This window comes from Selenomonadales bacterium 4137-cl (genome assembly GCA_032334055.1).
In the GTDB taxonomy this organism is placed as follows: Bacteria; Bacillota; Negativicutes; order Sporomusales; family UBA7701; genus Anaeroselena; species Anaeroselena agilis.
Genome location: JAUOZS010000001.1, coordinates 3070558 through 3082261 on the forward strand (window position 1 = coordinate 3070558; position 11704 = coordinate 3082261).

Annotated in this window: 12 protein-coding genes; 1 reads left to right on the forward strand and 11 read right to left on the reverse strand. The window is 60.1% G+C overall.

The window, feature by feature from the left end; translation table 11 throughout:
• Positions 1 to 19 precede the first annotated feature (19 nt).
• The 3 genes from Q4T40_16125 to Q4T40_16135 all read right to left on the reverse strand — a co-directional run bounded on the left by Q4T40_16125 (position 20) and on the right by Q4T40_16135 (position 2505).
• The gene (locus Q4T40_16125) at positions 20 to 424 is read right to left on the reverse strand and encodes a hypothetical protein (GenBank protein MDT8902768.1); all 405 of its coding nucleotides are present in this window, start codon (positions 422 to 424) and stop codon (positions 20 to 22) included.
• A gap of 54 nt (positions 425 to 478) precedes the next feature.
• On the reverse strand, positions 479 to 901 hold the full coding sequence (locus Q4T40_16130; protein ID MDT8902769.1) for a hypothetical protein: 423 nt from the start codon (positions 899 to 901) through the stop codon (positions 479 to 481).
• A 176-nt stretch (positions 902 to 1077) separates the two neighbouring features.
• On the reverse strand, positions 1078 to 2505 hold the full coding sequence (locus tag Q4T40_16135; protein MDT8902770.1) for a helix-turn-helix transcriptional regulator: 1428 nt from the start codon (positions 2503 to 2505) through the stop codon (positions 1078 to 1080).
• A gap of 191 nt (positions 2506 to 2696) precedes the next feature.
• Between Q4T40_16135 and Q4T40_16140 the strand changes: the two genes are divergently transcribed.
• The gene (locus Q4T40_16140) at positions 2697 to 3365 is read left to right on the forward strand and encodes a hypothetical protein (protein ID MDT8902771.1); all 669 of its coding nucleotides are present in this window, start codon (positions 2697 to 2699) and stop codon (positions 3363 to 3365) included.
• 65 nt (positions 3366 to 3430) lie between these two features.
• Here the strand turns inward: Q4T40_16140 and Q4T40_16145 are convergent, their stop codons facing one another.
• From Q4T40_16145 to hpt, 8 genes are all read right to left on the reverse strand, one after another.
• On the reverse strand, positions 3431 to 3676 hold the full coding sequence (locus Q4T40_16145) for an acyl carrier protein (GenBank protein MDT8902772.1): 246 nt from the start codon (positions 3674 to 3676) through the stop codon (positions 3431 to 3433).
• Positions 3677 to 3700: 24 nt separating this feature from the next.
• Positions 3701 to 5332, reverse strand: coding sequence for an AMP-binding protein (locus tag Q4T40_16150; protein ID MDT8902773.1), 1632 nt, complete (start codon positions 5330 to 5332; stop codon positions 3701 to 3703).
• 48 nt (positions 5333 to 5380) lie between these two features.
• The gene (locus tag Q4T40_16155) at positions 5381 to 6418 is read right to left on the reverse strand and encodes a hypothetical protein (protein ID MDT8902774.1); all 1038 of its coding nucleotides are present in this window, start codon (positions 6416 to 6418) and stop codon (positions 5381 to 5383) included.
• A gap of 29 nt (positions 6419 to 6447) precedes the next feature.
• Complete coding sequence (locus Q4T40_16160) at positions 6448 to 7878, reverse strand: SLC13 family permease (GenBank protein ID MDT8902775.1); 1431 nt, start codon at positions 7876 to 7878, stop codon at positions 6448 to 6450.
• Between the two features lie 269 nt (positions 7879 to 8147).
• Positions 8148 to 8651 (reverse strand): CDP-diacylglycerol--serine O-phosphatidyltransferase, encoded by a 504-nt coding sequence (gene pssA / locus Q4T40_16165; protein MDT8902776.1) that lies wholly within the window; start codon positions 8649 to 8651, stop codon positions 8148 to 8150.
• Between the two features lie 64 nt (positions 8652 to 8715).
• The gene (locus Q4T40_16170; protein MDT8902777.1) at positions 8716 to 9108 is read right to left on the reverse strand and encodes a thioesterase family protein; all 393 of its coding nucleotides are present in this window, start codon (positions 9106 to 9108) and stop codon (positions 8716 to 8718) included.
• Positions 9093 to 11024, reverse strand: coding sequence for an ATP-dependent zinc metalloprotease FtsH (gene ftsH / locus Q4T40_16175; protein MDT8902778.1), 1932 nt, complete (start codon positions 11022 to 11024; stop codon positions 9093 to 9095). The genes Q4T40_16170 and ftsH overlap by 16 nt, the downstream gene beginning before the upstream one ends.
• Before the next feature lie 139 nt (positions 11025 to 11163).
• On the reverse strand, positions 11164 to 11703 hold the full coding sequence (hpt, locus tag Q4T40_16180; protein ID MDT8902779.1) for a hypoxanthine phosphoribosyltransferase: 540 nt from the start codon (positions 11701 to 11703) through the stop codon (positions 11164 to 11166).
• Position 11704: the final 1 nt, after the last annotated feature.

Consider the following 11704-nt stretch of genomic DNA (forward strand, 5'->3'; position numbering starts at 1 on the left):
GGGTCATTCGGTGCTGTCGCTACCGGAAGCCCGCCTTCTTTTGCGCGAACGTCGTGAAATACATCACGCCGGCGGTACTGTGGTTCCCCTGCCGGTCGATCGCCTGGATGCCCCAGAAATAATTCTGGTTCGGGGCCAGCACATTGGCCGGGATCGCAACCGCAGTCTTATCGTATACGTTAACACCCCAGATATACATCTTCTTCCCCACCGGGCGAACGGTCACCCAGTAGCGGGATATGCCGGGAACGGCCTCCCACGTGAGAGTCGGCGTCAGCGTCCCGATGACCGGAGCGGCATACTTGTTGTGGGAACCGGGCGAAAGCATCGCCGGCGTAGCCGGTTTCGCCTGCACGGTCGCTGCGCCCGCCAGCACAACGAAGACGACGAGCAGAATCACAACACCCCATTTTCTCGCAACCATAAACAAAGATCGCTCCTTTTCCCGTCACGCTGGTTTATCCCCGCCGGGGCGGCTCTACCGCCCGGCCGTGGAGAAAAACAGGCTCCGGCTCCGTTTGACGGCTTCGCTGCGGGTACCGGGACTGTAGACCGACTCCACGTTCCAGGAGTACCGGTGCCCCGCCTGCAGTACACCCGCCGGCACAACCAGCGATCCCTCCCTGACCATTGCCGTCAGGACGGGCTTGCGGCTGCCGGACGCTTGTTCCGCCAAAGTCATCGGCTTGTCCGCGTCAAAAATGCTGACATAGGTCACCTGGCCGACCCCCTTGAAGGTCAGCTCGGGAGTAAGCTCCGGCAAAACGGGGCCGGGAGCTTCCGCTGTCCCGGGGCCGATGGCGGACGGCGCCGCCAGGTGCTCGCCCCAGGCGCCCGCGGTCGGCGCCGAGACCCCGGCCGTCATCGCCGCCACCAGCAAAAAAACCATAAAGAACCGCACTCTTTTTTCCCTCCTTTCCCTGCTGTCCCTACTCGCGGATTAAATCATCCGCCGGTGGAACGGCGGTCGTCCCGGGCTCTATTTTACCAAATCGGGACAAAAGGCAAATCACCCCTCAGGGGTGATTTGCCTTTTATCGTAACGATAAAGCCCGTTTTTTCGACAACGCCGCCCTGTCACCCGCCGCCGGAAATAGCGTCGATCCTGTCCAACAGTTCCTGGCGGTTGGCAACGTCGAGTTTCCGGTAGATACTTCGCAGATGCGTTTTCAAGGTGTTGTCGGAAATGTTGAGTTCCTTGCGAATATACGGATTGTTCCGGCCCCTGAGAAGCTGCTCGAAAACGTCGTTTTCCCGCGGCGTAAGCTGAGCCTCCTTAAGCAACAGGGCGACCTTTTCCCCGGTGTCGGCGGCCACGGCGAGAAACGGCGGCGGCGGCACGGGGGACAACGCGTCGGCCGGCCCGGCCGGCGAGACGTCGCCGCCGTCGTAACTCCAGCCGGCGAAAGTCTCGGGCTCGTCCTGGAGAATAAACGACGCAGCCAGAATAACCCCGGCGGCGGCAAAGGAAGTCACCGTCACTTTATGCGCGGACAACGCAAGCAGCGGCAGAATGGCAGTCAGGGCCAAATCGCCGGCCGTCAGCGCCAGCGTAAGGAAAAACATTCCCCAGCCGATAGCGTGCAGCGGGGACCGGGAACGTGACCCGAAGTAGACGAACAGGACCCAGGTATAAAGATCCAGCAGCGCGAAGCCGGCCTGCAGCAAAACGAATGGCAGGCTCGAGCCCGGCTTCAGGAAAGGGAAGAGGAGAAAACCGGCAAACACGAGCGGCACGACGGGACGATACAACAGGCGCAGGTCGGCATCGGGAAAAAAGCGGATATACGCTCCGGCGACAAGGGCCACGCCGCAATACACCGCATTTGTCACCCAGAACACTTCCTGGCCGGTCGGCGCGCGCAGATTGACCATCTTATGCATAAAGCCGCCCACTGTATAAAAAAGGCCCAGTAGCAAAACAAGCTTCAGCGGTATCGGGCTGCGGAACTCCTGCTCCCGGGCCGGCGGGCCGCCGACCCCGCCCGGCCGGACGGCGAGCAGCGCAACGGACAACAAAGGGCACGCCGCCGCCAGGATACCCGCCAGCGCGGGCGGCACGGCGCTGCCGACAAGCAGCACGGCCGTGCTGATGACGATAGCCAGCCCAAACGCCGGCGCCGTTTTATCCGGGGTCGAACCGCTGTACACCGTTCCCCAGGCCGCGATCAACAGCGCCGCCGCCGGCGCCGTAAGCAGCGCCGCCAGCGTCAGCCAGCACGCCGCCGCCAGCGGGTGAGGCGGTGGAAAAAGCAGGGCGAACGGCGCGGCCGCCATAAGCGCGGCGCCTGCCAGGCACCAGGATAAGATTCGGCGCGGGGCGATACCGCTCGCCCCCACCCTCGCCACACCAAGGTAAGCCAGCGAATGCGCCAGCAAAAACGCCAGCATCAACTGCTGCGGCCTCGGCGCCTCGGCAGCGAGCCCGTGAACCAGCGGCCCATTCAGGAATGTCAGCCATAGCCAGCCGATCGCCAGCCCTAAGCCTGTTGCAAGAAAAGTCATTGTTCCTGCTCCTTGTTAACCGACGGTAAAACAATTATACCAGGGGAAAGTCCGCACGCACAAGAAAAGCCCCTGGCCGCCGCGCCAACCGCCCGGCTCCTGTCATAAAAATGTCATACCTGTGGCCTATACTTTACCTCAAGCAGCCGGGATCGGCTGATAAGATAAAGATACATGCGGAGGTATGACAAATGAGACTAGTCAGCAAAAAGACCGTAGCCATCTTCGTCCTCGGGGCGTTCGTCCTTGCCGGCGCTGCCCTCTCCCCCCTCGCCCAGGCCGCCGGGCCCGAAAAAACCCGGCCGGCGATCGAAAAACGTCAGTTCGACCCCGATAAAGCCGCCCAGCGCCTGTCCGAAACGTACGGCATCGCCAAGGACACCGTTCTCGCCCGCCTGAACAACGGCGCCAACATCAGGGACGTCAACCGGGCCGCCTTCCTGGCCAAGGCCAGCGGCAAAACCCTCGACGAGGTACTCGACCTCAAGACCGGCGACAACAACTGGAAAGACGTCGCCAAAACCCTGGGCGTGACCAGAGAGCAAGCCAAAGCCACCTTCCGGGGGCTGTCGGCCGATAAGCTCAACGCCAAGCTGGGCTTTGACCGGGCCACCGTCCTCGGCCTCCTCGAACAGGGCTACAAAAGCCGCGACATAGCCGTTGCCGGCCTGCTCGCCGAAAACGCCGACAAGACCCCGGCCAGCGTCCTGGAAATGAAGAAGATCAACAACACCTGGCGGGATGTCGCCCAATCCCTAGGCGTCAGCGACGAAACCTTCAAGCAGGATATGCTCAAGCTCAGACAGGCCTTCGGCCACGGCGGCCACCACCGTTTCGGCCACAAAAGAGCCGCCCAATAACGAAACAAAACAAAGAGAAAGCCGTCGTTCCGTGTACGACGGCTTTCTCTTTTGCATGCACCGCTTCAACGAGGCAAATTTTTGTCCACATAATCGACGGCATTTGCCACCGTTTTGAGAATGCAGTTTTCCGGGCCCGGCATGTTAAACCCGAAAGCCTCTTCCATATCCGCCAGTATCCAACTGGCCGCCAAAGAATCCATCCCAAGCTTATCCAGTTCGGCATCCCCCTGGATGGCAGCGGGGTTAGTTTTCGGCAGGCGTTTTACAATGATTTCCTTCACCGTTTTTTCGATTTGCGTCGTGTCCATTTTATTTCCCTCCTAATTTTTTGTCTATATTTTACGGCTTTCGCATTCTAGCAGCTGAGCCGCCGTTTCCCGCAGTTTGCTCTTTTGTACCTTGCCGCTTGCCGTTTCGGGGTATTTATCGATGAAAAAGACGCGTTTAGGCACCTTGTTGATCGATATCAACCGTCGGCAGAACCGCTTAAGCTCCAAGGCCGAAGCCTTCTGACCCGGCTTTAATCGCACGAAAGCCACTATCTCCTCGCCGTAGAAAGCCGAAGGTACGCCGACGACCTTCGCATCCAGCACCTGGGGAAGCGTAGCGAGAAACTCCTCAATTTCCGCGGGATATATGTTTTCGCCGCCCCGAATTATCACGTCCTTGATCCTGCCGGTAATCCGGCAAAAGCCCTCGGAGTCGATCCACGCCAGATCGCCGCTGCGCAGCCAACCGTCCGCGCCGATGATCTCGGCGGTGAGTTCGGGCGCCTTGTAGTATCCCAGCATCGAAGAGGCGCCCTTTGTGCAAAGCTCGCCATGCTCGCCCGGCCGCGCTCCACGTCCGGTCCGCAAGTCGACGATCTTGACCATGGTGTCCGGCAGCGCCTGGCCGACGGTGGCGGTCCGTTTTCCCAAAGGATCGCCGGGACGGGGCATGATCGTTATCAACGTTTCCGTGGACCCGTAGTGTATGCCCGCCTCTGCCAGCCCCAGCCTCATGATTACGGCCTCGGCCAGTTCTGGCGAGCAGTAATCGCCGGAAATCCCTCCGGCTCGCAAAGACGACAGATCATAGCTCCGAAGGTCGGCTAGTTCGAGCGCCGCCAAAAACATGGTGGGCGTGCCGTAAATAGCCGTCGCCCGCCAGCGCTCCACCGCCGCGATCATCTCTCTGGCCAGGAAGCGTTCCATGACCAGCGTAGCCGCGCCCGCGGCAATGGCGACCAGCACCGCCAGGAATCCGAAACTGCTGAAAAACGGCACCGGCACGCAAATGACATCATTTGCCGTGTGACCCTTCCGGTCGGCAACCACGGCAGCCTTCGCAACATAAGCGGCATGGGTGAGCATAGCGCCCTTGGGAAACCCGGTTGTGCCTGACGAATACTGAATCAGGAAAACATCGTCAGGGCGCACCTTTTTTTCACAGTATGCCAACGCCGCGTCGTCAACCACCGCGGCCCCGGCCAGAAACTCCTTCCATCCCAGCATACCGGGGCAGAGCGGTTCGCCTACCGCCACCACCCGGCATAACTCCGGAAAACGCCGGGCGTCGTCCGCGGCGACCGGGTCGCCGGAACAAATACCGCGCAAGGCCGCCAGGCACTCCTCCGTCCGGCCACCTGCCCAGAAAAGCGCCTTCGCATCTGATTGCCGAAGAATATATTCTAACTCGTACACGCCGCAGTTGGCGTTGAGCGGCACCGCCACCGCCCCGATTTTGGCGCAGCCGAACAAAATGAACAGCCATTCGGGGATATTGGCAGCCCAGACAGCGACATGATCTCCCCGCGAAACGCCGCTTGCCAGCAAACCCTTTGCCACTTCCCGCGACAACGCGTCAAACTCCCGGAAACTCAGCTCCGTGTCCGTCGCGGCGAAGATCAGCGCCCGTCTTTCACCCAACCGGGCGGCCTGGGCGGCCAACAACCGGCCGACAGTCCCGGCGCTTTTGTTCATAGAGCCTCTCCCCACACCAAAAAAATTCCGCCGGGCTCGTTGTCCGCATCACCCAGACCGGGTCACCGCTTGCCAGTCCTTGTACACGACGTCGAGAATACCCTTGGCCTGTTTCGTGTACAAATTGATACCGGCAAAGTTGGGCTCAGCCAAGACTCTCTGCATAAGCAGACCGTCGCCGTCAAACCAGCGCGGCAAAAAACCGCCCAGAAAGCACCCGCAGCCGCGCAGGGCAGCGACCGCGGCGCCCACGTGCGGCCAGGACAACGGCAGGAAGAACTGGATAACGGCTGCGCCCTCCGCTACCACCTGCTGCTGCACCTTTTCGATATAAGCGGCAAAATCCTGCCCGGCGGTCAACAAAGTCACCCGGGCCACGCCGGCGCCGGCGAAGACATCGACCTTGGCGCGCGTCGCGACCCCTTCCGGCAGATCCTGGCGCGACCTTACGAAGTTATGCCCGAAGGGATAAGCCGAATATAATATGCGAAGCGTTTCTTCGTACACTTCAGGCAGAAATATCGTTTGCGGCTTGGCCTTGTATGTGTGGAAAACGGCCAGAATGGCAACCCGGCCAGCGTCTTCCGACGGCCGGGAAAATGCCTTGGCATAAGACTCGCCAGGCATTAAGGCTACCTCGACCGCGGTCGCGTAAAAGCCTCTTTTAGCTGTCATCTGCTGGGTAACCAAGTGATTACACACCGCTTCGCCCCAGATTTGTTCCATGCCGTAGCGCTCCGGAACGTCAACGGTGGCGGAAACGAATAGTTTGGCGGCGATATCGGTTGCCCGATAATCCTGCCTGACCATAAGCTGACCTTGCTCGTACAAGTCACGGTTCGGCGGCGTCGAGCGGTATAGGGCAATATGCCCCACGATTTCGCCGGCCGCTGTCCGTGCCACAACGCGGTAGGCGTCGCCATCGCCGTTCTGGCGTATTAACTCTGCGGGATCGTAAACCGCTTTCACCGGGTACTGGTCGCCGTAAATGCTGTAATATAACTTCACGACTCCTTCGGCATCCGCGGGCCGAAAGGCGTCAATACTCCAGGCCGCCGGTTCTCCGGGAGAATTGTCTCTCATCACGCGTCTCACTCCTTCCCGATACCTTTTCCTTACCGCGCGAACAGGCCAATCAGTCGCCAGTAGGGGATAGTGACTGCGATCATAAATGCGAACGCGACAGCCGTCCTTATAGCCATCTGACCGATAAGATGGCTCATCCTCAGGTATCCGAAACCATAGATCAGAATAAGAGGCGCGCATTGATAGGGAAAAAACAGCTGGTTGAAGCCCCAAATCAGCGAATAAGCGCCCAAATACGGATCAAAGCCCAGGGCGCCAAAAACGTCGGCGATCGGGCCGGCAAAAGCGGCGGAAAGGCCGAACTGATTCAACGCGAAACAACCGAGAAAGCCCAGCGCCCAGATTGCCATCGACAAAGCCGTATCGCCCATGCCTTGCAACAGCGGCACAACCGACGCGGTCAGCATTTTGACGAAACCGACGCCGGCCGCGACATTGCCGATCGCCATCGACCCCGCCAGGAAAAATACGATGTTAAAAGGAACGAGACGCTTCAGTTCCTCGCCAGTCAGCAAGTTTACGCCGGGGATGAAGCACAGCCCCGCCATGACCATCAGCGTCCAGCCGGGATCGATCTTGTGCCAGGCATCGGTGACAAGAGCGACGGCCAGCGCGGCGAGCATTGCTGCGGCTCTGATTTCCTTGGCGGTCATCGGTCCCAAAGCCCGATACCGTTCTTTTAACGTCTGCTTGGGAATGTGGATATTCTTGGGGCGAAGCGTGAACACGAGCGCGGTTGACACGAGCGTCCACAGAAACGACGGCAACGCCATCTGGTAGAACCACTGGAGCCAACTGACAGATTGCTTGGTGTATTGGGTTACAAGCGCAGCCAGCAGCACACTGTCGGCGGAAGCGGTAAGATACGCCATTTTGGCCGACCACAGGGCTGAGAATAACGCCAGCATCATCGCTGACGCCTCCCTGGTCCCGGGCTGGATGCCCATCACCTGGCAAACGCCTATTATCAGCGGCAGAAGCAGCGCCGTCTTCCCGGTAACCGACGGCATGAACGGACTGATTATCGTTGTCACGATAACGATGCCTACTACGACCCCGGCGAAGGATGTGCCGGTGTGCGACAATATTTTGTAAGTAAGGCGTTTCGCCAGCCCGGTGGCGACAATCACCGCACCGAATATCAGTCCGCCCAGAGTCACCCAGGGCACGGGCGACGACCAGCCCCTAAAAGCGTCAGACGGCGAACCGACACCGCCGAGAACAAAAAATATCGGCAGCAGTGTCCCGCTTATCGCCGGATCGACCAGTTCGAATGTCCACATAATCACCGCCCACAACGATAAAGCCAGGTAAAGCTTCATCCGGGGAGTAATTCCGCAGTACTGCGTCAGCGGCAGCAACCACAGCGCAACCGGAAAACCGACAGCCACGCCCCATTTAAGCAGCAAGCCGGGTGGTGCTTTCGAGTCGTTCCCGTCGATAACGTCAGGCTCCGCCATCTATGATTTCCTCCACGCCCCCGTCACTCCGCAACAACCGGTGAAATCGGACATAAAACAACAATCATTTCTATATTTCGCTAATACTACGTAATATTGGAATTTCCTGCACCATCCTTGTCATGTTCCATAAACTAGTTCACATACACTGGCACAATCCCGGCCCCCCGGTAATCCGGAAGCATAAAACGGCCAAAACAAACCAAGGCTCGGGCAAAGTGCCCGAGCCTTCAATTTCGTCTTATCAACATCCGCCGTTGAAAGCGCGTCTACAATTTCGGCACTTTCACCGTCGACACCATCAACCCCGACAATATCAGCAGCACGAACGCCTGCCCCGTCACCGGCAGCACCGGCACGAAATACGCGCACGCTGCGAGGACGGGTCCGGCCGCCGTTATCGGCAAACCGACGAAATGGCCCCGCGTCCCGGAAACATTGAAGCGGGCCAGGCGCAGCGCCCCGCATATCGGGAAAACGGTCGCCAGCGCGTAGCCGCCCCAGCCGCTGTCGGCGAAGACAAGCTGATAGGCGAGCAGCGCCGGCGCCACACCGAACGAGACCAGATCGGCGAGCGAATCGAGCTGCTTGCCGAATTCGCTGGCGACATTCAGCCGTCTCGCCACCCGCCCGTCGAGGCTGTCGAACATCGCCGCGCCGAATACCAGCGCGACGGCGAGCGCCCATTGTTCCGCGATGGTCAGCAAAATGGCCGTCAATCCGGCGGCGAGGTTCGCCACCGTCAGCGCGTTGGGAACCCAAAGACGCGGCATGAAAACCCCTCCAAGTTGCGGAAAGCTCGGCACCGCCCCCGCGGTTCCGAGCTTTCCCGAAAATTCATTTCTTGGCGGCCACCCTGGCCATAAACTTGGCGTTATCGATTATATACCGCTCATGGCGGCCTTCACCGACCTTTTCCCGGTCGTCGTAGGCCTCCACGGCAAAGGTCAGTTTCTTGCCGGCGATCTCCGTCAGTTCGGCCCTCGCCCGGACGGTCATTCCCACCGGCGTCGCCGCCAGATGGGAGACCTCCACCCGTGTGCCGACCGAACCCTGGCCGGCATCGAGATAAGGCCCGATCGCCGCGATCGCGGCCTGCTCCATGAGCGCCACCAGCAACGGAGTGGCGAACACGGCCGCCCCTTTGTTGCCGAAGCGCTCGGCGGTATTGTCGGCCGCCACTGCCACCGACGCTTCACCCACCGCGCCTACAGTCAGCACCGTTCCCACAGCCCGTCGTCCTCCCGGCGGAAAGTATAAACAACCTTAGGTCCCGGCTCGTCGGCGGGCGTCGGAATGGCGCTCGTGGGCGCCGCCGGCGGCGGCTCGTCGGACGGTTTCTCCTTATCCTCGATCCTGCCGTTGTCCAGCAACTGCTGTAGCTCTTCGCCCTCCAGCGTCTCGCGCTCGATCAGCGCATCGGCGACAAGATGGAGCTTATCCATATTGCTTTTCAGCATATCTTCCGTCTTGGCGTAGGCATCCTCGATCAGGCGGCGGACCTCCTTGTCGATGGAGTAAGCCACCTCTTCGCTGTAGTTGCGGTCGCGGGCGATATCGCGACCGAGAAAAACCTGCTGGTCCTGGCGCCGGCCGAAAGTGATCGGTCCCAGCACCTCGCTCATGCCGTACTCGGTTATCATCTTGCGGACAAGCTCGGTAGCCCGCTCCAGGTCGTTCTGGGCCCCGGTGCTGATCTCGTTGAGCACCAGCGCCTCGGCCACCCGGCCGCCCAGCAGCGTCTTGAGCTGGTCGAGCAGTTCGGACCGCGTAGCGTAGTAGCGGTCCTCCTTGGGCAGCATCAGCGTGTAACCGCCCGCCCGCCCGCGGGGGATTATCGACACCTTGTGCACAGGGTCGGTATGGGTCAGCATCATGCCGACCAGGGCGTGCCCGGCCTCATGATACGCGGTCAGTTTCTTCTCCTTGTCGCTGATGACCTTGCTCTTGCGCTCCGGCCCTGCGACCACGCGCTCAACCGACTCCTCCAGCTCGGGCATGTCGATGCGCTTCTTGTTGCGGCGGGCGGCGAGCAGGGCGGCTTCGTTGACCAGATTGCTCAGATCGGCGCCGGTGAAGCCCGGCGTCCGGCGGGCTAGCACTTCCAGGCTGACGTCCTTGGCCAGCGGCTTGCCCTTGGTATGGACCTTGAGGATCTCCTGGCGGCCCCTAACGTCCGGACGGTCGACCACCACCTGGCGGTCGAAACGTCCCGGCCTCAGCAGGGCGGGATCGAGAATATCCGGTCGGTTGGTGGCGGCGATGATGATGATCCCCTCGTTGACGCCGAAGCCGTCCATCTCCACCAGCAACTGGTTAAGCGTCTGTTCGCGCTCGTCGTGGCCGCCCCCGAGGCCAGCGCCCCGCTGCCGGCCGACGGCGTCGATCTCGTCGATGAAAACAATGCACGGCGCGTTCTTCTTCGCCTGCTCGAACAGGTCGCGCACCCTCGATGCGCCGACGCCGACGAACATCTCGACAAAGTCCGAACCGCTAATGCTGAAGAAAGGCACCCCGGCCTCTCCGGCCACCGCACGGGCGAGCAGCGTCTTGCCCGTTCCCGGCGGCCCGACCAGCAGCACCCCTTTGGGGATGCGCGCGCCCAGGTCGTTGAATTTCTTCGGATGCTTCAGGAACTCGACCACTTCCTCGAGCTCCTGCTTGGCCTCGTCGGCGCCGGCGACATCCACGAAGGTAACCTTCACCTTATCCTCGCCGTGCAGCTTAGCGCGGCTCTTGCCGAACGACATCACCCGGTTGCCGCCGCCCTGAGTCTGCTGCATGATGAAGAACCACACCCCGATCAGCAGCAGCATCGGCAGCACGGACGAGAAAATGGTCGTCCACCACGGCGGTTGCGGCGGCTGTTCGGCCTTGATATCGACGTTCTTCTCCCTGAGGGCGCCGATCAGCGTCGGATCGTTGGGAGTGACCGTGGTAAACTCCGTACCGTCTTTGAGTTTGCCGCGAATGGTATTATCCACTATCGTCACGCGCTCCACCTTTTGTTCTTCGACGCTACGCAAGAACTGGGTGTAGCTGATCTCGGTCTTGGTGGTGGTGCGTGAGGAATAATAGTCGATTATCGAAATAGCGATAATGATAATAAGCAGATAGAAGCTGACATTGCGGAAAAACTTGTTCAACAACTTAACCCCCTTTCACTGGAGCTGAAACCAAAAACGCTATTGTATCCATAGGAGCTAATTATATCACAATTATACTCCAGTGACAATCCGACATCCGTGCGGTGCCGCTGGCCGCCAGTAATATCCTATGCGCCGCCTAGCTGCTATACGCCTCCGGCTTTAGCACACCCACAAACGGCAGATTGCGGTATTTTTCCGCGTAATCCAGACCGTAGCCGACCACGAAGTCGTCGGGGATGGTGAAGCCGTTGTAATCCACCGGCACGTCGACCTTGCGCCGGGAAGGCTTGTTCAACAGGGTGCAGATCCTCACGCTCGCCGGCTTGCGCGACTGCAGATTATCGTACAGGTACTTGAGGGTCAGGCCGGAATCGATGATATCCTCGACAATCAGCAGATGCCGGCCGGCCACATCCTCGTCCAGATCCTTGACAATCCTCACGACCCCGCTGGAACTGGTCGAAGCCCCGTAGCTCGACACAGCCATAAAATCGATAGTCACAGGCCGGCTGATCGCCCTGGCCAGATCGGCCATGAAAATGACGGCGCCCCTGAGCACGCCGACCATCAGAATATCCTTGTCCGCATAATCGGCGCTGATCGCCGCGCCCATTTCCCTGGTCCTGGCCGCCAGAGCCTCGGCGCTCACAAGCACCTCTTTGATGTCCTTATCCAGA